Origin of the sequence: Ralstonia mojiangensis (genome assembly GCF_023955645.1) — a bacterium.
Classification (GTDB): domain Bacteria; phylum Pseudomonadota; class Gammaproteobacteria; order Burkholderiales; family Burkholderiaceae; genus Ralstonia; species Ralstonia mojiangensis.
In genome coordinates, this window is the sequence record NZ_JAMXHU010000001.1 from 48,454 (window position 1) to 70,883 (window position 22,430).

At 64.7% G+C, this 22,430-nt stretch carries 21 protein-coding genes and 1 tRNA gene; 13 read left to right on the forward strand and 9 right to left on the reverse strand.

The window, feature by feature from the left end; all coding sequences use genetic code 11:
* Positions 1-102 precede the first annotated feature (102 nt).
* The 3 genes from NG898_RS00215 to ispB form a co-directional block, all read right to left on the reverse strand.
* Positions 103-1,377: an HlyC/CorC family transporter gene (locus NG898_RS00215; RefSeq protein ID WP_252690570.1), complete on the reverse strand. Its 1,275-nt coding sequence runs from the start codon at positions 1,375-1,377 to the stop codon at positions 103-105.
* A gap of 169 nt (positions 1,378-1,546) precedes the next feature.
* Positions 1,547-1,623 (reverse strand) — tRNA-Pro (locus tag NG898_RS00220).
* 26 nt (positions 1,624-1,649) lie between these two features.
* Positions 1,650-2,579 (reverse strand): octaprenyl diphosphate synthase, encoded by a 930-nt coding sequence (ispB, locus tag NG898_RS00225; RefSeq protein ID WP_050775659.1) that lies wholly within the window; start codon positions 2,577-2,579, stop codon positions 1,650-1,652.
* 336 nt (positions 2,580-2,915) lie between these two features.
* Here ispB and rplU point away from each other — a divergent pair, with 336 nt between their 5' ends.
* The 4 genes from rplU to proB all read left to right on the forward strand — a co-directional run bounded on the left by rplU (position 2,916) and on the right by proB (position 5,969).
* Positions 2,916-3,227: a 50S ribosomal protein L21 gene (rplU, locus tag NG898_RS00230; protein ID WP_004633023.1), complete on the forward strand. Its 312-nt coding sequence runs from the start codon at positions 2,916-2,918 to the stop codon at positions 3,225-3,227.
* A 37-nt stretch (positions 3,228-3,264) separates the two neighbouring features.
* A complete protein-coding gene (gene rpmA / locus NG898_RS00235; protein ID WP_004633021.1) occupies positions 3,265-3,525 on the forward strand; it encodes a 50S ribosomal protein L27 in 261 nt (86 codons plus the stop codon).
* 195 nt (positions 3,526-3,720) lie between these two features.
* Complete coding sequence (gene obgE / locus NG898_RS00240) at positions 3,721-4,815, forward strand: GTPase ObgE (protein ID WP_252690572.1); 1,095 nt, start codon at positions 3,721-3,723, stop codon at positions 4,813-4,815.
* 29 nt (positions 4,816-4,844) lie between these two features.
* Positions 4,845-5,969: a glutamate 5-kinase gene (gene proB, locus NG898_RS00245; RefSeq protein WP_175537137.1), complete on the forward strand. Its 1,125-nt coding sequence runs from the start codon at positions 4,845-4,847 to the stop codon at positions 5,967-5,969.
* 93 nt (positions 5,970-6,062) lie between these two features.
* Here the strand turns inward: proB and NG898_RS00250 are convergent, their stop codons facing one another.
* Both NG898_RS00250 and NG898_RS00255 read right to left on the reverse strand, forming a co-directional pair.
* Positions 6,063-6,692, reverse strand: a complete 630-nt coding sequence (locus NG898_RS00250) for a CNP1-like family protein (protein WP_092972375.1) — start codon at positions 6,690-6,692, stop codon at positions 6,063-6,065.
* 5 nt (positions 6,693-6,697) lie between these two features.
* Positions 6,698-7,405, reverse strand: coding sequence for an RNA pyrophosphohydrolase (locus tag NG898_RS00255; protein ID WP_092972376.1), 708 nt, complete (start codon positions 7,403-7,405; stop codon positions 6,698-6,700).
* A 220-nt stretch (positions 7,406-7,625) separates the two neighbouring features.
* Between NG898_RS00255 and NG898_RS00260 the strand changes: the two genes are divergently transcribed.
* The 4 genes from NG898_RS00260 (at position 7,626) to NG898_RS00275 (ending at position 11,675) form a co-directional block, all read left to right on the forward strand.
* Positions 7,626-9,350: a proline--tRNA ligase gene (locus NG898_RS00260; protein ID WP_252690574.1), complete on the forward strand. Its 1,725-nt coding sequence runs from the start codon at positions 7,626-7,628 to the stop codon at positions 9,348-9,350.
* Between the two features lie 23 nt (positions 9,351-9,373).
* The gene (locus NG898_RS00265) at positions 9,374-10,135 is read left to right on the forward strand and encodes a lytic transglycosylase domain-containing protein (protein WP_252690575.1); all 762 of its coding nucleotides are present in this window, start codon (positions 9,374-9,376) and stop codon (positions 10,133-10,135) included.
* 66 nt (positions 10,136-10,201) lie between these two features.
* Positions 10,202-11,068 (forward strand): 2OG-Fe(II) oxygenase, encoded by an 867-nt coding sequence (locus NG898_RS00270; RefSeq protein ID WP_252690577.1) that lies wholly within the window; start codon positions 10,202-10,204, stop codon positions 11,066-11,068.
* Between the two features lie 13 nt (positions 11,069-11,081).
* Complete coding sequence (locus tag NG898_RS00275; protein ID WP_012436452.1) at positions 11,082-11,675, forward strand: MarC family protein; 594 nt, start codon at positions 11,082-11,084, stop codon at positions 11,673-11,675.
* A gap of 68 nt (positions 11,676-11,743) precedes the next feature.
* Here the strand turns inward: NG898_RS00275 and NG898_RS00280 are convergent, their stop codons facing one another.
* Positions 11,744-12,292 (reverse strand): hypoxanthine-guanine phosphoribosyltransferase, encoded by a 549-nt coding sequence (locus NG898_RS00280; protein WP_024979154.1) that lies wholly within the window; start codon positions 12,290-12,292, stop codon positions 11,744-11,746.
* Positions 12,293-12,360: 68 nt separating this feature from the next.
* On the reverse strand, positions 12,361-13,776 hold the full coding sequence (ffh, locus tag NG898_RS00285) for a signal recognition particle protein (protein ID WP_045204785.1): 1,416 nt from the start codon (positions 13,774-13,776) through the stop codon (positions 12,361-12,363).
* Between the two features lie 173 nt (positions 13,777-13,949).
* Between ffh and NG898_RS00290 the strand changes: the two genes are divergently transcribed.
* Genes NG898_RS00290 through ampD form a run of 5 tightly spaced genes read left to right on the forward strand, consistent with a single transcriptional unit; the run spans position 13,950 to position 19,454 of the window.
* A complete protein-coding gene (locus tag NG898_RS00290) occupies positions 13,950-14,858 on the forward strand; it encodes a cytochrome C assembly family protein (RefSeq protein ID WP_252690578.1) in 909 nt (302 codons plus the stop codon).
* Positions 14,859-14,903: 45 nt separating this feature from the next.
* Entirely contained in the window at positions 14,904-15,170 is a 267-nt protein-coding gene (locus NG898_RS00295) for a hypothetical protein (RefSeq protein ID WP_092972382.1), read from the forward strand.
* Positions 15,167-17,206 (forward strand): ATP-binding protein, encoded by a 2,040-nt coding sequence (locus tag NG898_RS00300; RefSeq protein ID WP_252690580.1) that lies wholly within the window; start codon positions 15,167-15,169, stop codon positions 17,204-17,206. Before NG898_RS00295 ends, NG898_RS00300 begins: the two co-directional genes overlap by 4 nt.
* 39 nt (positions 17,207-17,245) lie before the next feature.
* The gene (locus NG898_RS00305; RefSeq protein ID WP_252690582.1) at positions 17,246-18,865 is read left to right on the forward strand and encodes a sigma-54-dependent transcriptional regulator; all 1,620 of its coding nucleotides are present in this window, start codon (positions 17,246-17,248) and stop codon (positions 18,863-18,865) included.
* Positions 18,858-19,454, forward strand: a complete 597-nt coding sequence (gene ampD / locus NG898_RS00310) for a 1,6-anhydro-N-acetylmuramyl-L-alanine amidase AmpD (RefSeq protein WP_252690584.1) — start codon at positions 18,858-18,860, stop codon at positions 19,452-19,454. The genes NG898_RS00305 and ampD overlap by 8 nt, the downstream gene beginning before the upstream one ends.
* Before the next feature lie 569 nt (positions 19,455-20,023).
* On the opposite strand, the gene NG898_RS00315 is transcribed toward ampD, so the two are convergent.
* Positions 20,024-22,183: a phosphocholine-specific phospholipase C gene (locus tag NG898_RS00315; RefSeq protein ID WP_252690585.1), complete on the reverse strand. Its 2,160-nt coding sequence runs from the start codon at positions 22,181-22,183 to the stop codon at positions 20,024-20,026.
* Positions 22,184-22,219: 36 nt separating this feature from the next.
* Complete coding sequence (locus tag NG898_RS00320) at positions 22,220-22,414, reverse strand: hypothetical protein (RefSeq protein WP_252690587.1); 195 nt, start codon at positions 22,412-22,414, stop codon at positions 22,220-22,222.
* Between the last annotated feature and the right edge of the window lie 16 nt (positions 22,415-22,430).

Below are 22,430 nucleotides of genomic sequence, written 5' to 3' on the forward strand. Positions count from 1 at the left end.
ACCGCCCCTGCATTTGTAAAGCGCACATCAAAGCGCAGCTTGCATTTGTGCCACATCGGCAGAAAACCGCTCCAACTGAAGCGTTCGCGCTTGAGTGTGGCGTCAACTGCGCTTTGATTGCGGCGGCTGGTGCAGGCGTACCGTCCGGATCGATTGGCTGTCCATCTGGACGATGTCCATCACGCAGCTCGCAATCTTCACACTCACAGTCGCTTCGGGAATCTCTTCCAGCACTTCCAGTAACAGCCCGTTGAGCGTCTTCGGGCCGTCGGTCGGCAGGCCCAAGCCTAGACGCCGGTTCAGATCGCGCAACGACATTCCCGCATCCGCAAGATAAGTGCCTTCCTTGTCCCAGGCCAGCTTGCCGGCGTTGGGCAGCGTGGTGGTGAACTCGCCGATCATCTCTTCGATGATGTCTTCAAGCGTCACCAATCCCAGCATGTCGCCGTATTCATTGACGATCAGGCCGAGACGGCGGCGGTTCTCCTGAAAGTACTGTAGCTGGCGGAAAACGGGCGTGCCGCTCGGTACAAAATACGGCTCGGCGAGCAAGCCCCGGAAATCGTCGTGCGTGAGTTCGGTGTGCCCCAGCAGTGACAGCGCCTTGCGCACATGCAGGATGCCGATCACCTGATCGCTATCCTGCTCGAACACGGGCAGCTTGTTGTGATAGCAGGTTTCGAGCTGCTGGATGACTTCTTCAATCGGGCGTGACAGATCGAGCGATTCCACGCGCGCGCGCGGCGTCATCACGTCGTCCACGGTGATGACGTCAAGGTCGAACAGGTTGAGCAGGATGCTGCGGTGCTTGTGCGGAATGAAGTTACCTGATTCCAGCACCAGCGTGCGCAGTTCCTCGGTCGACATGCGCTGCTCCGGCGCCTTGCGCGTGTTGATGCGCACCAATCGCAGGACACCCATGGCAAACGCGTTGACCACCGCGACCAGCGGCGTCGAAATCTGCAGCAGCGGCTTGATGATGAAACTGGCCGGGAAGGCCACGCGTTCGGGGTAGGTCGCGCCTACGATCTTGGGGGCAATCTCCGCAAATACGATGATGAGAAACGCGACGATGGCCGTGGCGATCGACAGCGTCGTTCCGTTGTTGCCGAAGTAGTGGATTGCCAGGGTGGTGATCAGCACCGGCACAGCGGTGTTGATCAGATTGTTGCCGATCAGGATGAGCGAGAGCAGCTTGTCGGTCTGACCGAGCAACTGCTGCGTATTGCGCGCGCCCGATACGTTGGACTTGGCAAGATGCCGCAGGCGATGGCGGTTGAGGGCCATCATCGCGGTTTCGGAAATCGAGAAGAAGGCGGAGCAGCACAACAGCAGCACGACGGCGCCGATTTGTGCCCAGAGCGGCCAAGAGTCCAAGGCAGGAGAGGAGGGGCGGCGAAGTGCCCACTATAACAGAGGGGTTTGTCGCGCCGATGCGGGCAGCCGTTGCGCATGCCGCTAACGCAGGCTCCCTCAGATGGTCGTTCAGAAACAAAAAAGCCCAGCAATTGCTGGGCTTGATGTCCTTGATCGACAAGGGAATTTCTGGTCGGGGTGAGAGGATTCGAACCTCCGGCCTCTACGTCCCGAACGTAGCGCTCTACCAGGCTAAGCTACACCCCGATGCTTCTTCGCAGATCTCGTGCGTGTCAGGACTGACGTTGCAGCGAGAAAGCACACAAGTCTATCAGCGTCTGACGGAAAAGGGAAGGGGGTAATGCGTTTGCTGCTGCTTCAGCTGCGGCGGCTTCGCGCTCGGCGGCCTGGCGCGTGTACTCCAGCGCGCCGGAAGCCTGAATGGCAGCGAAGATGGCGTCGAAATGCTCCGTGCCGCCTTGCTCGATGGCTTGGCGCACCAGTGCGCGCTGTTCTTCCGTGCCGTTTGACAGCAGGTGGATGAGTGGTAGGGTCGGCTTGCCTTCGCGCAGGTCGTCGCCAGCGTTCTTGCCCATCTGGTCGGCGGTGGACGTGTAGTCGAGCAGGTCGTCGACGATCTGGAACGCGGTGCCGATGCGGCGGCCGTACTCGGCGGCGGCTTCTTCAGTGGCGGCGTCTGCGCCCGAGAGCACTGCACCGATCTGGGCAGCTGCCTCGAACAGCTTGGCGGTCTTGTAGCGAATGACCTGCAGGTAGCGCTCTTCCGTTACGTCCGGGTCATGCATGTTCAGCAGTTGCAGAACCTCGCCTTCGGAAATGATGTTAGTTGCGTCGGCCAGGATCTGCATGATGCGCATGCTGTTGGCCTGCACCATCATCTGGAAGGCGCGCGAATACAGGAAATCGCCCACCAGCACGCTGGCTGCGTTGCCGAACACGGCGTTGGCGGTCTTTCGGCCGCGGCGCAGGTCGGATTCATCAACCACGTCGTCGTGCAGCAGTGTGGCCGTGTGGATGAACTCGACCACGGCGGCCAGTTCGTGCTGATGCTCGCCCTTGTATCCGAGCGCATTCGCCACCAGCAGCAGAATCACCGGGCGCAGCCGCTTGCCGCCAGCGCTGATGATGTATTCGCCGATCTGATTGATCAGCACCACCTCCGAGCCCAGGCGGCGGCGGATCACGGCATCGACGGCGCGCATGTCTTCAGCGACAGGGGCGAGCAGGACGGAGGCGGAGGTCTGGGTCAAGGCGAATTCCGACAGAAAGCGTGTGGCTGGTGGTCAACTTGCGCGCGTACGATGCTGCGCAAAAAACCGCGAGATTATAGAGCAACAAGGTGGTTTGCCCGATGGCCCGGCGCACCACGCTTGACGTGGCGGGTGCGTTGCGCGGGCGCAGCACGCCCGTAACGCATTAGCCTTTGATTTGCTTGGGTTTTTCTTGTATAGTTGCGAGTTCTCTGTGTCCGTTGTCCGCGCATGCGGGCGTCGAGTGGCACAAGAGTCACGTTTTAGTTCTTTTATCGAGGTCCGACAATGTACGCGGTCGTAAAAACCGGCGGTAAGCAATACAAGGTTGCTGCTGGCGAAAAACTGAAAGTAGAACAGATACCGGCGGACGTTGGCGCAGAAATCACGCTTGACCAGGTGCTCGCAGTGGGCGCCGGCGACCAACTCAAGGTTGGTGCGCCGCTGGTGAGCGGGGCTGCCGTCAAAGCCACCGTCATCTCCCACGGTCGTCACGACAAAGTGCACATCTTCAAGATGCGCCGTCGTAAGCACTATCAAAAGCGCCAAGGGCATCGTCAAAATTACACCGAGTTGCGTATCGACTCGATCGTGGCCTAAGGCTGCGTCGTCTACGTAACCGGATAGGAGTTCAGTCATGGCACAGAAAAAAGGCGGCGGTTCCACACGGAACGGCCGCGATTCCGAGTCGAAGCGCCTGGGCGTGAAGGTGTACGGTGGTCAAGCCATCAACGCTGGCGGCATCATCGTTCGCCAACGCGGCACCCGCACGCACGCTGGCGTGAACGTGGGCATGGGCAAGGACCACACCCTCTTCGCGCTGGTCGATGGCCACGTGAAGTTCGCCAACCGCGGCGAAGGCAAGAAGCAGTTCGTCGACGTTGTTCCGGCGGCCTGATTCAGCCTTGTAGTAGAAAGGCCCCGCACCCGTGCGGGGCTTTTTCGTTTCTGGCCGCTAACAAAACGCGACCCTGGTCCTGGGCGGTACGCAGCTTCTCGGCGCACGATTCCAGGCGCGTTCTGTTAGCGATGGCGCGAGTGGCGCCGATTTCTTTTTACCTGCCGTGCGTACGCCGCACGGGCGGAGACCTCCATGAAGTTCATCGACGAAGCCCGGATTGAAGTGATCGCTGGTGACGGCGGCAACGGCAGCGCCTCGATGCGCCGCGAGAAATTCGTCCCGTTTGGCGGACCGGACGGCGGCGACGGTGGGCGTGGCGGCAGTGTGTGGGCCGTGGCTGACCGCAACATCAACACCCTGATCGACTACCGCTTCGCCAAGAAGCACCTCGCGCGCAATGGTGAAAACGGCCGTGGTGCCGATTGCTACGGCGCCGCTGGCGACGACATCACGCTGCGCATGCCTGTGGGCACGGCCATTTACGATGCCGACACGGAAGAGCTGATTGCCGACCTGACCGTCGACGGCCAGCGCCTGTGCCTGGCGCAGGGCGGCGAGGGCGGCTGGGGCAACATCCACTTCAAGTCGAGCACCAACCGCGCGCCGCGGCAGAAGACCGACGGCAAGGCCGGTGAGCGCCGCAACTTGCGCCTCGAATTAAAGGTGCTGGCCGACGTGGGCTTGCTCGGTATGCCCAATGCGGGCAAATCGACGCTGATCACCGCCATTTCCAATGCGCGTCCGAAGATTGCGGACTACCCGTTCACGACGCTGCACCCGAATCTGGGTGTGGTGCGGAGTGGCCCATCGAAGTCGTTCGTGGTGGCGGACATTCCCGGCCTGATCGAAGGCGCAGCGGAAGGCGCCGGTTTGGGCCACCAGTTCTTGCGGCACCTGCAGCGCACGCGCGTGTTGCTGCACGTGGTGGATCTCGCCCCGTTCGACGAGAACGTCGACCCGGTGGCCGAAGCCAAGGCGATTGTCGGCGAGCTGAAGAAATACGACGCTGAACTCTTCGACAAGCCGCGCTGGCTCGTGCTCAACAAGCTCGACATGGTGCCCGAGGACGAACGCGAAGCGCGCGTGAAAGACTTCGTGAAGCGCTTCAAGTGGAAGGGTCCGGTGCACCGCATTTCTGCGTTGACGCACGATGGCACGCAGGCGCTGGTCCACGCGATCCAGGAATACCTCGACGAGCTGCGCGCCGAAGAGGATGCGGCCGCCGCCGCGCCCGACCAGCGTCTAGACCCGAGCCTGCACAACGTCGACCACGACGGTCAAGCCTAAACACAACATCCTTCGGAGACACGCCCACCATGGCCCTGCATTCGCTGATTGCCGATGCGCGCCGCCTTGTCGTCAAGGTCGGTTCCAGCCTGGTTACCAACGATGGTCGTGGCCTCGACCAGGCCGCCATTGCCCGCTGGGCCGCGCAGATCGCGGCGTTACGGGCGGCGGGCAAGGAAGTCGTGCTGGTCAGCTCCGGCGCCATCGCCGAGGGCATGCAGCGGTTGGGCTGGGCCAAGCGCCCGAAGGAAATTCATGAGTTGCAGGCCGCCGCCGCGGTCGGGCAGATGGGGCTGGCCCAGGTGTACGAATCTGAGTTCGCGCGGCACAGCATCCGCACAGCGCAGGTGCTGCTCACGCATGGCGATTTGGCCGATCGCGAGCGCTATCTCAACGCACGTTCCACGCTGCTCACGCTGCTGAGCCTCGGTGTCGTGCCGATCATCAACGAGAACGACACCGTCGTCACCGATGAAATCAAGTTCGGCGACAACGACACGCTGGGCGCGCTTGTCACCAATTTGATCGAAGGCGATGCACTGATCATCCTGACAGACCAGCGCGGCCTGTATACCGCTGACCCGCGCAAGGACCCAGGTGCTCGCTTTGTCGACGAGGCGCAGGCCGGCACGCCTGACCTTGAGCAGATGGCTGGCGGCGCCGGTTCGAGCATCGGCAAGGGCGGCATGTTGACGAAGATTCTGGCGGCCAAGCGCGCGGCAAAATCCGGCGCGCACACAATCATCGCGTCGGGCCGCGAGGCTGATGTGCTTGCGCGGCTGGCGAGCGGCGAGGCCATCGGCACGCAACTTCGCGCGCCGACCGGGCGGATGGCGGCGCGCAAGCAGTGGATGATCGATCATCTTCAGCTGCGCGGTCGCGTGGTGCTGGATGCCGGGGCGGTAGAAAAACTCACGGCCGGCGGCAAGTCGTTGCTGCCGATTGGCGTGACCGAAGTGCAGGGGGAGTTTGCGCGCGGCGAAGTGATCTCGTGCGTGGACGCGGCGGGGCTGGAAGTCGCCCGTGGGTTGACGAACTATTCGTCAGCTGAGGCCCGCTTGATTGCGCGGAAGTCTTCTTCGGAGATCGAGGCGGTGCTGGGGTATGTGAGTGCTGCCGAGTTGGTGCACCGGGACAATCTGGTATTGCTCTGAGTTGGGGTGTTGGTGGCTTGCCCTCTTCGGCCCCGGCAGGGGGGGCGAAAGGAGAGGTTGGGCCACCAACGTCCAATCAAAATCTCCAGGCGTTTACGGCCCGAAATAGCGCCCGCTGCCGCCCAGCCGTTGCACCAGCGTAGACGCCTTTCCATCTCCCGCTACTGAGCGCACGTCGCAGAAGTACGAGCGCATCAGCGCCGACGCATAGTCCGTCGGGCCGCCATTGCCAACGCGCTGCCAATCGGTGGCCGGTTTGTAGGCGTTCATGCTGGCGGATTCAGCATTTGCGGTTTCATTCATGTCGACCGCGCGGTTCCCGACCCACTGGTTGGAGTCATTGCGCAGCGTCGCATAGATGCGTCGCTCGGCCGTGTCGCAGCGCAGGCCTTCATAGTTCACGTTCCGCGCGCCGGTCTTGCTGGTGATCAGCACGGTGTAGCGCACCACGTTGTCCTTGCCGATCGACACCGATTTCGGATCGATGGCAAAACGCAGCGGCGAATCAGTGCGACCGCCCACATCGAACGGCACGGCATCACGATCGACCGGCGGGGCCGGGAAGGTCACGGCGTCTTCCTTGAAGGGCTTGTCGTTGAACGGGTCCATCAACAGCTTGTCTTCGAGGTCGCCGGTGCGGTTATGGCCACATGCCGTCAACGCCAGCGCAGCCGCCAGCGCGAGCGGCACGAGAGCGCGGCGCGCTCCACGTGTCGTCGTCATCAGATTCACGAATTGTCCTTGGGAGCCGTGTCGTCAGGGTTGGGAAGGGAGGGGGCAGGTGCGGATACGCTCACCGTTTCGACGATGACCGTCGTGGTGGTGACCGTCAGGGCCGGCTGGGCATACTGCTCGTTTCGGCCGCTTTGGCCGCCGGAACGTTCGCGGCCTTCGCGCCCATCACGTCCGTCGCGCTCACGGTGCTGCCCGCCGCGCCCGTAAGGCGAGAGCGGTGCGCGAGTCTGCCGCTGCACGAAGCGCGAAAGCTCCGACAGCGCCAGCTGATACACCTCGCGCTTGAACTCGATGACGGCTTCGAGCGGCACCCAGTACTGGCTCCACCGCCACGCATCGAATTCCGGATGCTCGGTGGCACGCAGTTGGATGTCGCAGTCGCGACCGACCATGCGCAGCAGGAACCAGATCTGTTTCTGGCCCCGGTAGTGGCCGCGTATTTCGCGGCGGATGAACTTGTCCGGCACCTCATACCGCAGCCAGTCGCGCGTGCGACCGACGATCCGGACGTGTTCTGGCAACAGGCCGACTTCTTCGTGCAGTTCGCGGAACATCGCTTGTTCGGGCGTTTCGCCGTACTTGATGCCGCCTTGTGGAAACTGCCAGGAGTGCTCGCCAATGCGCTTGCCCCAGAACACCTCGTTTCTTGCGTTGATGAGGATGATGCCGACGTTCGGGCGGAAGCCTTCACGATCGAGCATGACTGCACCTCGAATACTTTAGAATTACGCCGATTATAGAGCGGCCCGTCGCTCGGCTGTCACAGAAGCCGAAATGTTGCCGCTCACTCGCGCCTCCTGGGGGAGGGGTGCTGATCGCGCGAATGTGCGTCTGGCGCCTCGTCTCATCTCCTGATTCCGGTGGCTTTTGCCCTTGTTTTCGCGGCTTTGGTTGGCTGCGTCATCCCTTATTGTCAGTCGCATGAAAGCGTCCCAATTCTTCATTTCCACGCTCAAAGAAGCGCCCTCCGACGCGGAGATCGTCTCGCATAAGTTGATGATGCGTGCCGGCATGATCAAGAAGCTCGGCGCAGGTCTCTATACGTATATGCCCGTGGGCCTGCGGGTGATTCGCAAGGTCGAGCAGATCGTGCGTGAAGAAATGAATGCCGCCGGCGCGGTGGAAGTGCTGATGCCGGTGGTGCAGCCGGCCGAGCTGTGGCAGGAAACCGGCCGCTGGGACAAGATGGGCGACGAGCTGATGCGCGTGAAGGACCGCCACGACCGCGACTTCGTCATCCAGCCGACCTCGGAAGAGGTGGTGACCGACATCGCCCGCACCGAGATCCGCTCGTACAAGCAGATGCCGGTCAATTTCTACCAGATCCAGACCAAGTTCCGCGACGAGCGTCGCCCGCGCTTCGGCATCATGCGCGGCCGCGAATTCACCATGAAGGACGCGTACTCCTTCGACCGCGACGCCGAGGGTCTGAAGGCGTCGTATCAGAAGATGTTTGACGCTTACATGCGCATCTTCCGGCGCTTTGGGCTGGATTTTCGTGCGGTGGCGGCTGACAACGGCGCCATCGGCGGATCGGGTTCGCAGGAATTCCACGTGATCGCCGAGACGGGAGAAGACGCCATCATCTACTGCCCCGATTCGGACTACGCCGCCAATATCGAAGCCGCCGAGGCGCTCGCACCGGCCACGCCGCGCGCTGCGCCGACGGAGGCGTTCACCAAGACGCACACGCCGGGCCGCACCAAGTGCGAGGCGGTTGCCGAACAGTTGGGCATTGCGCTGGAGCGCAACGTCAAATCCATCGTGCTGGCCACGGAAGTCGAGGGTGCTGAGCCGCAGATCTGGATGCTGCTGCTGCGTGCCGATCACGAACTCAACGAGGTCAAGGCATCGAAGGTGCCGGGCCTGGCCGAATTCCGCTTCGCCACGGAAGGGGAAATCCTGCGCGCGTTTGGTACGCCTCCGGGCTACCTGGGCCCAATCGGCACCAAGCAGCCGATCAAGGTGGTGGCGGACCGCGCCGTTGCGGTCATGAGCGACTTTGTCATTGGCGCCAATGAAGAGGACTACCACTTCACCGGGGTGAACTGGGGCCGCGATCTGCCCGAACCCGAGGTCTACGATCTGCGCAACGTGGTGGCGGGCGATCCGTCGCCGGACGGCAAGGGCACGCTCGCCGTCTGCCGCGGCATTGAAGTGGGCCACGTCTTCATGCTGGGCACGCGTTACTCCGAGGCGATGAACGCGACGTTCCTTGATGAAAACGGCAAGACCCAGCCGATGGTGATGGGCTGCTACGGCATCGGCATCACGCGGATCCTGGGTGCGGCCATCGAGCAGAACTACGATGCGCGCGGGATTATCTGGCCGGCGTCGATCGCCCCGTTCCAGGTGGTGATCTGCCCGGTGGGCTACGACCGCTCCGACGCCGTGCGCGCCGAGGCCGATCGCTTGCATGCCGAGCTGGTCGCCGCCGGCATCGACGTGATGCTGGACGATCGCGGCGAGCGCCCCGGCGCGATGTTCGCCGACTGGGAGCTGATCGGCGTGCCGTTCCGCGTGGTGGTGGGCGACCGCGGCCTGAAGGAAGGCAAGCTGGAATTCCAGGGCCGCCGCGACGAAGCTGCCACCGCCGTAGCGCCGGCCGACGTGCTGGCTACGCTGAAGGCGCGTCTCGCGCAGTAACGCAACGACAGGACCTGCCACGCATGCCCCGCTTGTTTTCCCTCCGCCTGATCGCCGCTGTGCTGTGCGCAGGGACGTTGCTCGCGGGCGCGCAGGTGGCATGGGCGGGCGCCCAGAAAGAGGAGTACTTGGCCGACTCCGTGCGCAGCGCGCTGTCTGCCGCGGTGGCCGACAGCCGCCCGCTGCGCCCGGTATTTGCCAGCAACGACGAGCAACTCGGCTACCTGCGCTGGCTGGCCGAGATGTCGGTGCGCATGTCGGGCAAGATTCCTCAGGCATCGGTGCGTGTCGAGTTGATCGAGACGGCGTATTACGAAGCCAAGCGTGCGGGCCTCGACCCGGCGCTGGTGCTCGGCCTGATCCAAGTGGAAAGCGGTTTCCGCAAGTACGCCATGAGCAGTGCCGGCGCGATGGGGCTGATGCAGGTGATGCCGTTCTGGACACGCAGCATCGGCGACAACGACGCGCGCAAGCTCTTCCATCTGCAGAGCAACCTGCGCTACGGCTGCACGATCCTGCGTCATTACCTCGACATGGAAGGCGGCAATCTGTATTTGGCGCTGGGCCGCTACAACGGCAGCCGCGGGCAGCCGCAATATCCGAATGCCGTGCTGGCCGCCTGGAAGCGCTGGCAGTATCAGGAGTCGAGCGCGATGACGGTGTCTGCGCCGGTTCCTGCCGAGCCCGCCTCGCCAACGCCGCGCGCCAAGGCGTTGCCAGAAGTTCCGGCGCGCAATCCGTTCTCCCCGCTGCGTATTGCTGGCGGTCCGGCCGGCGGTTCGTGATCTTCCGTCGGCGAGCGGTCGGCCTACAATAGGGCCATCTCTGGCTCGCCCGCATCCCCATCCCGCATGTCCACCACCCAACCGTACGCGACGATGTCTGACGCGCTGCGCGACTGGCTGCAGCGTCACGTGACCGAAGGTTTCGAAGCCGAATCCCTGGTGGCGTCGATGGTGCAATCCGGTTACGACCGCGCCTTCGCGCGCCGCGTCGTCGATGAGGCGCTGACCGCCCGCGCGCCTGCCCCGATTGCTGCGCCTGCGCCCACACCCGTCACCGATCAGGCGGTCGAAAACAGCAACGCAGTGCATACCGCTGATGGCGACATCCCCATCCTGTTTGCGATCGAAACGCCGCGCATCGTGCTGTTCCAGCACTTTCTGTCAGACCAGGAGTGTGACGAACTGATCGCGATCGGGCGCAACCGCCTCAAACGTTCGCCCGTGGTGAACCCCGATACGGGCGAGGAGAACCTCATTTCGGCGCGCACCAGCCAAGGCGGCATGTTCCAGGTGGGCGAGCATCCATTGATCGCCAAGATCGAGGCACGCATTGCGCAGGCCGTGGGCGTGCCGGTCGAACACGGCGAAGGCTTCCAGGTCCTGAACTACCAGCCGGGTGGCGAATATCAGCCGCACTTCGACTTCTTCAACCCGGGCCGCAGCGGCGAGGCGCGCCAGCTTGAAGTCGGTGGCCAGCGCGTGGCCACCATGGTCATCTATCTGAACAGCGTGCAGGCCGGCGGCGCGACGGGCTTTCCAAAGCTCGGGCTAGAGGTGGCGCCGGTCAAGGGCAACGCTGTCTTTTTCGTCTACAAACGCCCCGACGGCACGCTGGACGAAGACACGCTGCATGCCGGGCTGCCGGTCGAGCGCGGTGAAAAATGGATCGCCACCAAATGGCTGCGTGAACGCCCATACCGTCGCGGCGCCTGATCGAAGTTAGGCGATGGAATATACGTTCCTCTCCGCGACCGTCCTGCTGGTGCTGATCACCGATCCGCTCGGCAACATTCCCATCTTCATCTCGGCGCTGCGGCCGGTGGCGCCCGAGCGCCGCAACCGCGTCGTGCTGCGCGAGGTCGGTATTGCGTTCGTGCTGCTGCTCGTCTTCATGTTCTTTGGCGAGAGTTTCCTGCGCATGATGAGCCTGACCGACATGTCGCTGCAGATTGCAGGTGGCATCGTGCTGTTCCTCATCGCACTGCGGATGATCTTCCCGCGTGAGGGGGCTGCCGAGTCGCAGCCCACCGGCGAGCCCTTCATCGTGCCGCTGGCGATTCCAGCCATCGCGGGGCCGTCGGCGATGGCCACGGTGATGCTGCTGGTGTCACAGGCGCCCGGGCGCATGTGGACGTGGGTCGGCTCGCTATGCGCGACGATGGCCGTGTGCGCCGTGGTGCTGCTGAGCGCGACGCATATCCAGCGCCTCGTGGGGGAGCGCACGGTGATGGCGTTCGAGCGGCTGATGGGGTTGATTCTGGTGGCGATCTCGGTGGAGATGCTGCTCAAGGGCATCCGCACGTTCGCGCACCAGCTTTGACCGCAGGGCGTGGGCAAACAAAAAGGGCGACACATTAGTCGCCCTTTTTTGTTTGCCGCGGTGCCGCCTCAGGTGTTCTTGAGCGCGCGGATGGTCGGCAGGTTGCGCCAGTAGCCCTTGGCGTCCATGCCGCAGCCGAACACGTAGCGGTCAGGCACGTTGAAGCCGCAGAAGTCCGGGTACAGCGGCTTGGACTTGCTGAGCGTCTTCTCGCACAGCACGGCGGAGTAGAACTCGGCGGCGCCCATGTCGATGATGCGCGAGCGGATGGCGGCCATCGTTTCGCCTTCGTCGAGGATGTCGTCCAGCACCAGCACTGTGCGGCCCTTGACCGACTCGCGCGGTGCCACCCGCCACTGCATCTCGCCGCCCACCGTCTTGTTGTTGTAGCGCGAGAGGTGGATGTAGTCGAACTCCAGCGGGAACGCCAGCTTGGGCAGCAGCATGCCGGTAAAGACGGCCGCCCCGCCCATCACGGACAGCACCATCGGGAAGGTGTCGCCGATCTTCTCGGTGATCTGTTCGGCCATGCGGTCCAGCGAGCCGCGCACGGCGTCTTCGCTGACGATTTCTTCGGAGTTGGCCCAGAGTTCGCGGGCCTGTTCTGCGCTCAGCATCTTGTCAGTTCGGTGAAACGGTTCGGTGTGTGGATCAAAGGTGCGATTCAGGAAGGAGGGTAGCCCGCTCAGCGGCCGCCGAACATCCCCTTCATGCCGCCTTTCATGCCGCCCATGGCGCGCATCATCTTCATCATGCCGCCGCCTTTGAGCTTTTTCATCATGCCTTGCATCTGCTCGAATTGGTTGAGCAGACGGTTGACTTCCTGCACTTGCACGCCCGCACCAGCGGCAATCCGGCGCTTACGGCTCGCCTTGATGAGTTCGGGCTTGGCACGCTCGGCGGCCGTCATGCTGTTGATGATGCCTTCCATGCGGCGGACCTGCTTTTCCGCCTGGTCCATGTTGGCGCCCTGCGCCTGTTGCGCAAACTGTGCCGGCAGCTTGTCCATCAGGCTGCCCAGGCCGCCCATCTTCTTCATCTGGCCGATCTGCGCCTTGAAGTCTTCGAGGTCGAAGCCGCCGGTCTTCTTGATCTTGGCCGCAAGCTTCTGCGCCTCTTCCATGTCGACACCGCGCTGGGCTTCTTCCACCAGCGCAAGGATGTCGCCCATGCCCAGAATGCGCTGGGCCATGCGGTCGGGATAAAACGGCTCCAGCCCGTCGAGCTTTTCGGCCACACCGACGAACTTGATCGGCTTGCCCGTGATGTGACGTACCGACAGCGCCGCGCCACCGCGCGCATCCCCATCGAGCTTGGTCAGCACCACGCCGGTCAACGGCAGGGTGTCGTTGAAGGCCTTGGCGGTGTTGACGGCATCCTGGCCGAGCATCGCGTCGACTACGAATAGCGTTTCAGCCGGCTTGAGCGTGGCGTGCAGCGCGGCGATCTCCTGCATCATCGCCTCGTCGATACCGAGGCGGCCGGCCGTATCGACGATCAGCACGTCGTGGTAGTGCTTCTTGGCCCAGTCCAGTGCTGCGGCGGCAATGTCCACCGGCTTCTGGTCCGGCTGCGAGGGGAAGAAGTCCGCGCCGACCTGCTCGGAAACGGTCTTCAACTGCGCGATGGCGGCGGGGCGATACACGTCGCACGACACCGTCAGTACTTTCTTCTTCTTGTTCTCTTTGAGCCACTTGGCGAGCTTGCCGACCGTGGTGGTCTTACCCGCGCCCTGCAGACCGGCCATCAGGATGATCGCGGGTGGCGTGACGTTGAGGTTCAACTCCGCCGCGCGGCCGCCCATGATGTTGTTGCCGACGCCTTCCAGCGCTTCCTGGCCGCCGATGATGGCCGTCAGTTCGCGTTGGACGATGCCGACCAGCGCCTGGCCAGGCGAAAGGCTTGTGATGACGTCTTCGCCGAGCGCTTTTTCCTTGACGCGGGCAATGAACTCGCGCACGACCGGCAGCGCCACGTCGGCTTCGAGCAGTGCCAGGCGGACTTCGCGCAGCATCTCGGCGGTGTTGGCTTCGGTCAGGCGCGCTTCGCCGCGCATGGTCTTGACCACGCGCGCGAGCCGTTGGGTCAGGTTATCCAGCATGACAGTGACAGAGATCCGGAATTGGGGACGGGATGAAGAGGAGGCCGGCGCGCGTTTGGTTTGCACCGGCAGGGAATGTGCTTAATGCGCGCATGTTGCGTTGCCGCCCAACGAGGCTTTCGGCGGGGGCGGGCCCCAGCCAAAACCGGGGTGCGCTGCGGTAAACTGTGCAAATGTCAATTGTACTGTATGCGCTGACGGCGCTTCTCTACGGCATCCTCGCTTCGGTAGCGTGGGCGCGACGCGGTGGACTGGGGGCCCAGGCCCCGGCGGGAGCCATGGCGGCAGGCGGTCAATCGCCGGGCGCCACGGTGCTCGTTCCGCCGCCTCCTGGCGCCGCCGACACGGTCCCGGCCTGGTGGCGCTGGGGTTTGCTGGCGGCCTTGATCGCGCACGGGTTCCTGCTGCACGAGACGATCTTCCCGGCCAGCGCCATGGTATTTGGCTTTGCCTATGCGCTGTCGGCCATGCTTTGGCTGGGCGTGGGCATTTTCTGGATCGAAAGCCTCTTCTTCTCACTGGCCGGCCTCGGCCTGCTGGTGATGCCGGTGGCGCTGGTCGGAAGCCTGCTGCCGGTGGCCTTCCCCGGCACGCAAATACTCGGCTATGCGGCCAGCCCGCTGTTCAAGCTGCACTTCGCTATTGCCAACGTCGCCTACGGGTTGTTCACGCTGGCGGCATTCCACGCGATCCTCATGCTGGCTGCAGAGCGTCGCCTGCACACCATCAATCGCCCGGAGGCAAGCTGGTTCAGCCGCTGGCTGGATCTGCTGCCGCCGTTGCTCACGCTCGAAAAACTGCTGTTCCGGCTGATCGGGGCGGGCTTCGTTCTGCTGACGCTGACGATTGCCTCGGGCGTGCTGTTCTCCGAACAGCTGTTCCACAGCGCCTTCCATTTCGATCACAAGAACATCTTTGCCGTGCTGTCCTGGGCGATGTTCGGTGGCATCCTGATCGGCCGACGTTTTCGCGGCTGGCGCGGACGTGTGGCGCTGCGCTGGGTGATGGCGGCCTTTGCGATCCTGCTGCTGGCATACGTGGGCAGCCGCTTCGTGCTCGAAGTCATCCTGCATCGCGCCTAGCGCGTTCCTGGCGCCAGCGCCGTTACCTGTCCTTGTCTGTTCCCCATGTCCCGTCCTGTCCTGCTGATCCTGATGCTGCTCGCTGGCTGGTGGTGGTTGAGCCGCCTCGGGACGCGTTCCTCCCGCTCTTCGGGGCAGGGCCAGACAGCCTCGCGCGGGCAGGGCGCGCCCAATCGCACGCCTGAGCCCAAGGCTTCGCAACCCATCGAGCAATGTGCCGTGTGCGGCGTGCATGCGCCGCGCACCGGCATGATCGCGCTGCCGGGCGGCCGCTATCGCTGCCCCGAGCATGCTGACCGGGGCAACACATGACACCCGAAGCGTCGGGTGCCGCGCGGGCAACGCCGTCCGCCGCGCGCAGCCTGCTCTCGCGCCTGAACGCCTGGCGCGCAATCCGATCGGTCTGGCTGGAGCCCGATCCGCCTGAATTCCAGTGGCGCCTGCTGCGCTATTTCGCCTTCAGCCGCGCAGCCGTGGCGCTGGTGCTGTTGCTATTCGTGATGGTGCCGCGCGAGCACAACGACGCAGTCGGCCTGCCCAATAGTGACGCCCTGCTCAGTCTGACGCTGCCGTATCTGGCGATGGCCCTGCTGATCCTGGCGGCGGCCGGCTGGTGGCGCACGCGATTCCAATTCCGCGTGCGGCTGGACGTGGTGCTCGACCTGCTGTTCCTGGGGCTGGCGTATGCCACGCTTTCGCGCCTGTCAGCCAGCGTGGCGATGGTGCTGCTGGTGCCCGTGCTGGCCGCAGGCGCGCTCACCAGCCTGCTGTTTGCGCTGTTCACGGCGGCCGTGGCCTCGATCGTGGTGCTGGCCGATCCGTTCCTGCAGATGATGAGCGACGGCGTGATTGCGCCTGGGCTGGCGTCTGCCGGGCTGTACGGCCTGGTCTACATGATGGCCGCGTCGACGATGTACGGCCTGTCGCATCGTCAGATTGCGCAGGAACGTTTGACGATGGCCCGCGAGCGCGAGTTGCGCTTGCAACAGCTCGTCAACCGCCTGATGGTCTACGACATGCAGGACGGCGTGATGCTGGTGCGTGCCGACGGCCGTGTCGTTGCCGCCAACCCGGCTGCAGCCATGCTGCTGGGCGTGCCGCAGAGCGCGTTTGTCGGCAGCGGTGCGACGCTGTTTGACCTGAAGGACGTGCCGCACCTGCGCCCGCTGCTCGAAACGCTGCGCCAGTGGCTGCGCCGCAAGAGCCGTCCCTCCGATGGCACCGGTGACGACGACGCACCGCGCATCCTCGACCTGCTGCCCATCGCCTCGGGTGGCCGGGCTGGCCGCGCCATGTTGAGCGCCCGCCTGCGCCTGCGCTTCATCCTGCCGAGCCTGGCCAACCTGCGCAGTGTCTATATGGATAGCCTTGTCAGCTCGATCGGCCTGAGCTTGCTGGGTGAGGGCGCCGAGATGCGTCCGCGTATTCCATCGGCCGAGGCCATCCCGCAGGGCTGGTCGGCGGATGACGAAGTGTTTCTGCGTCACGAGCTGCATGACACCGTGCTCGTCCACGTGGAAAGCTGGGAGCGTGTGGCGGAGCAGGCCCAGCAGGAAAAGCTGGCCTCGATGGGGCGGCTGGTGGCCAGCGTCGCGCATCAGATCCGCAACCCGCTGGCCGCGATCAGCCAAGCTGCGGAACTGCTGGACGATCCGGGCGACGGCCAGGATGGCGGCGCACACGTGCGCCCGGAAAACTCCGGCGTGGAGACGCGCCTGCTGCGCATCATCCGTGACAACGTGCGCCGGCTCGACCAGGTGGTCGCCGACGTGCTGATGCTCTCGCGCCGCCCGCGTGGCGAACGCGTGCGCGTGCAACTGGCGCAGGTACTGCCGGAAGTCGTCGAACGCTGGCGTGCCGAGGCTCTGCGCCGCGCAGGTGAAGCAACCGAGATCAACCCGAACCTCGTGCGCGTGGCGGTCGACCTGGACAAGCCCGTGCTGTTCGACCCGGCGCAGTTGCAGCAGGTGGTGGGCAACATGCTCGACAACGCGCTGCGCTATTGCCGCCGTGTGCCCGGTTCGATCCAGCTGGCCGCCTACGCGCTGGACGAGACCCACGCCGAGCTCGTGATCTGGAACGACGGCCCGGAAGTGCCGACCGAGCAGCAGCGCAGCCTGTTCGAGCCGTTCTTCACGAATGACGCCCAAGGCACTGGCCTGGGCCTCTACATGGCGCGCGAGTTGTGTAGCGCCAACGATGCGCAGATCCGTTACGGCGCCATCGCACTGGAATCCTTGCTCGATCGCACCGGAGCGTTGACCATGGAGGCGCGCGACACATTGCCGCGCCGCGCCTTCGTCATCACCCTGATGTTTGACCAACCTGCCGGGCCGATCGCGGAATGATCCGCTGGCCGCGAATTTCTGCCGATCTTCTGCTGAACCATGTCCAAAGCCGCCATCGTTCGCGAACCCATTCTCGTCGTCGATGACGAAGCCGACCTGCGCGAGCTGCTGGAGATTTCCCTGCGCCGCATGGGGCACGACGTCGTGCTCGCCAGCGGACTGGCCGAGGCGCGCGAGGCGCTCTCCCGCCAGCGCTTCGCACTCGTGCTGACCGACATGCGCCTGGGCGATGGCCTGGGCATTGAACTCGTGCGCCAGCTTTCTGCCACGGCAGATCGCACGCCGGTGGCCGTCATCACCGCTTATGGCAGCGCCGAGAACGCGGTCGAAGCGCTCAAGGCCGGCGCGTTCGATTACATCGCCAAGCCGCTCTCGCTGGACCAGTTGCGCAGCCTCGTGCTCAACGCGCTGGGCCGCCAGCAACGCGATCCCGATCCCGGCAATGCCGACTTGGCCGAACGCACCAACGACCTGCTGCCCGGCCATTCCGCCGCCATGCAGGAAGTGCGCCGCTCGCTGATGCGCCTGGCGCGCAGCATGGCGCCGGTGGTGATCAGCGGCGAATCCGGCAGCGGCAAGGAGCGTGCGGCGCGCGCCGTGCATGCGCTGTCTGCGCGTGCATCGCGGCCGTTTGTGGCGGTCAACTGCGGTGCGATTCCTGAGAACCTGATGGAAGCCGAGTTTTTCGGCTACGTGAAAGGCGCTTTTACCGGCGCCGACAGCGATCGCCAGGGTTTCTTCCAGGCGGCCAACGGCGGCACGCTCATGCTCGATGAGGTGGCCGACCTGCCGCTCACGATGCAGGTGAAATTGCTGCGCGCGTTGCAAGAGCGCCGCGTGCGCAAGATCGGCGAAAGCCGTGAAGACCCCGTCGACGTGCGCGTCGTGTGCGCGAGCCACCAGAATCTGGCCCGTCTGGTGGCCGCCGGCCGTTTCCGCGAAGACTTGTTCTACCGCCTGAACGTGCTGGAGCTGCGCATGCCCACGCTGCGCGAGCGGGGCGAAGACGTGCCCGTGCTGGCCGGCGTGCTGCTCGAACAGCTCGCCAGCCGCTACGGCGATCCGCGCCCCAAGCGCCTGACGCGTCCGGCGCTGCAGCAACTGTGCGCGTACCCGTTCCCGGGCAACGTGCGTGAGCTGGAGAACCTGCTGGAGCGCGCCTACGCGTTTGCGGAAGGCGAGTCGATCGACGTGGATGACCTTGGCGCGCTGGGCGCCGAGATCGAGCGCTCGCCGCTGTTCCACCGCACGCGCGAGGCGCAGGCAGCCGCAGCGGCCCATCACCCGATGTCGCCGCCGATGGCGAGCTGGCCTGATGCCGTCTACATGCCTGCGCCGGTGCCAAGCCCCTTGGGGATGCCGCAACCGGTGGCACCGCCCGAGCCGGCACCCGTAGCGCAGCCGGCGGAGCCGTCGCTGCCGAGCGTGGCATTGCCGATCGATCTGCCGGCCTATCTGGAGTCGGTTGAGCGCAACGTGATCCTGGCCGCCCTGGACCAGACGGGCTTCAACCGCACGGCGGCCGCCAAGCTGCTCGGACTGTCGTTCCGCCAGTTGCGCTATCGCATGCAGCAACTTGGCATTCGTGACCCGCGGGACATCGAAGCCCCTGGCAACGTGGGCGAACCTGCCGGAAATGGGCTGAACGGCGATGCCTGATCGGGTGCATATCGGCGCTGACGGATGGGTCGATGGCGCGCGCCGGTATCCGTCGCCGAATATCGACGCGCGGCCCGAAGGCATGCCGATCGACCTGATCGTGCTGCACAACATCAGCCTGCCGCCGGCGCAATCCGTGGCGGACTTCGGCACCGAGCACGTGCTCGACTTCTTTGCCAACACGCTCGACTGCGACGCGCATCCGTACTTCGATCAGTTGCGTGGCGTGCGTGTATCGGCGCATTTCTTCATTCGTCGCACAGGAGCGTGCGTGCAGTTCGCGCCGTGCGACGCGCGCGCGTGGCATGCCGGTGCGTCGGACTTTTTCGGCCGAACGCGCTGCAACGACTTCTCGATCGGCATCGAAATCGAGGGCACGGATGATCTGCCCTTCACGCCCGAGCAGTACGCCGCCACGGCGTCGCTGGTGCGGGCGATCTGCGCCGCGTATCCCATTACGGCGATTGCCGGGCACTCGGACATTGCACCGGGCCGCAAGACCGATCCGGGGCCGCATTTCGACTGGGCGCATCTGCGTGCGCTCGGCGGGTTCAACGCGGCCTTGTTTCCGTATCAGCACGCGCTCTGACGCAACAACCCTCTGACGCCTCACAGTCTGCAGCTCACGTGCGAGGGTAAAACCGTGGAGTGTCACCCTCCAAGACTCAGGCGCGAGGGTGAAACTGTGGAACGTCAATGTCCAGGCATCGCGCGCGAGCCTAAAACTGTGGAATGCCACAGTCCGAGGGTCGCGCACGAGGGTCAAACTGTCGATGTCTCCACTGTTTGAGGCTCACGCACGACAGTAAAACAGTGGAGCGTCACGGTCTGAGGTTCGCGTGCGAGTGTGAAACCGTGAAGCGCGACCGTCCGAGGGTCATTTCGTCGATCCATCCGTGAACGATTCCAGGGCCGGAGGCTCGCGCACGACAGTTGAACCTCCGAACACGGTGGTCGGAGCCGCGCGAGCGGGGGTAAACGCCTCGAACGTCATGATGAAAGGCTCAAGCGTCGGGGTGAAACCGCGGCGTTCCACCCTCCGAGGCCGACACGTCGCAGGCCGCACGCCCTACGCACGCGCCGAAACGGAAGCGGGCAGCCTCCTTTCGAGGGCCGCCCGCATCTTCCCTTGCTTCTCTTTCTACTTCGCGACCTGCCTCAGGCGCCCATCGCCGGGTCGGACACGCCGTCCTTGCCCGTTTCCATGCGACCGGCAAAGCGCCGCGTGAAGCCGCCTTGCGGCACCGTCACCGTAAAGTCGTACCAGTTGCCCTGGCGCGCGATCGGCCAGTGCTGGTCGAGCTGCTTGCCGGCCGGGATGTCGAACGTCCACGGACCGTCATTGCGGTACGCGTTCGGCTTGACGGTGAAGGTGCAGCCGGCGGTGCCGGTGTTCATCATCGTGACGTAGACCTCGGCGTTGGCTAGGTCGTAGCACACGCGGATTTCCGGCGCGCTTGAGCCCGCTGCCGACACGGCACTTACATCGCCCGAGAACGCGCGGTGGAAGCCGTTGGGGCCGAGCACCCACAGGTCGTATTTGCCCTTGTCGGCGGTGAACACGTCCCACGCATCGTCGAGCATCTTGCCGGGCTCGACCGCATAGCGGCGCGGCACGCGGTCCAGATGCAGGCGGTCGTACACGTGGAAGACGGCGGCGGCCGTGCCGGTGTTGCTGAAAATCAGGCGCAGCGCGCGGTTGGTGGCGTCTTCGCGCGCGCTGACGTGCAGCTCGTACGGCAAGGCGCGCGAGGGGCGGGTGCCGGTGGCTTGTGTCGGCATCTGCTGCGCCGTCACCGAGGGCAGTGGCACTTGCGGCTGCAACCCTTGCGCGGTGCGGATCGAGTCGGCCGTCGCCTTGTCGCGGCTGGGCAGCGTCGGCAGCGTCTCGTTGTTCGGGTTGACGAAGTTGAAGGCACTGGTCAGGTCGCCCAGCACGGCGCGACGGTATGCGCTGATGTTGGTTTCCTTGACGTTGAAGCGCAGCTCCAGGAAACGCAGCACCGACGTGTGATCGAACGCCTGCGAATTGACCCAGCCGCCGCGGCTCCACGGTGAAACGATGTACATCGGCACGCGCGGGCCAGGGCCATACGGGTGTTGGTCCGTGTGGTATTCACCGGCCGTGCTGACCGTCGATTTGCCGGCCAGCACGCCATTGTCATAGGCCGGGGCTGCGGGCGGCGGTACGTGGTCGAAGAAGCCGTCGTTTTCATCGAAGTTGATGAACAACACGGTCTTGCTCCACACGGCCGGGTTGGCGGTGAGTGCGTTGAGCACTTCCTGCGTGTACCACGCGCCCTGCACGGGGCTCGACGGGCCGGGGTGCTCGGAATACGTGGCCGGCGCCACGATCCACGACACCTGCGGCAGAAGGCCTGCGGCGATGTCGTCCTTCAAGGCCTGCAGGAAGCCGCCGTCGGGCATGGTGTTGCCGACACCCTTGATGAGCGGGCTGACGGTTTCGTCGGCCGGCGTGTACGGCGGGAACGGCGTGCCGTCGGCCAGGTTGCCGCGTGCGGCGTTGGCGTCGCGGTAGGCCTTGAAGCCGGCGAGCGGGTTGTCGGTGAAGTTGTCCGGCATGTTCTGGTAGACCTTCCACGACACGCCGGCAGCCTGCAGGCGTTCCGGGTAGGTCTTCCAGTTGTACGTGACGCCGGCGTCGAGGTGGTCGCCGCTGTTGTCGATGACCGGGCCGCCCGCAGCGCCGGTCGGATCGTTCGTGCCCGTCCAGTGGAACAGGCGGTTGGTGTTGGTGCCGCCGTGGAACGAGCAGTGGTACGCATCGCACAGCGTGAAGGCGTTGGCCAGCGCGAACTGGAAGTCCAGCTCGGCCTGCTTGTAATAGCCCATCGACTGCGTCTGCTTGTACGTCGGCCACTTGCTCATGCGGCCCAGGTCCCAGGCGTTCTGCGCATCGGGGTAGCTGTGGGGCGTGCCCGAGACGCGCTGCGCGTTGCCGGCGCTGCTGTCGAGGTAATACGGCAGCACCGTGCGGCTCGGCCCGCTGCTTGGCACGTAGGTCTGCTGCCAGACGTTCAGGCCACCGGCCAGCGGGATGGGGAAGCGGTCGCCAAAGCCGCGCACACCTTGCAGCGTGCCGAAGTAGTTGTCGAACGAGCGGTTCTCCTGCATCAGGATCACCACGTGTTCAACGTCACGCATCGTGCCGGTGGCGTTGTTGGCGGGAATCGCCAGCGCACGGCGGATCGACGGCGGGAAGGCGGCGAGCGCGGCGGCGGAAATCGCCCCCGTGCTGGCCATCTTGAGGAAGTTGCGGCGGCTGCCGTTGTTGGCGTGGTTCGTGTCGGAAGTCATGTCGGTCTCAAACGCAAGTCGATGGGAAGCCGCGCGTTACGGAGCGCAGTGCAGGGTCGGCTTGTTGGCCGGCGGCTGGCCGGGTTGGTCGGGCTGGGCGGCGCCGGGGCCCGTGCTCGGCGTGCCGTCGTTCGAATCGCCGCCGCAGGCCGACAGCGACAAGGTGGCGGCGCACAGCAGCACGGCGGCCAGCCGGTGCGGCCGCGCGAGAGGGTGGATGAAGGGCTTCATGAGCGGTCTCGTTCGG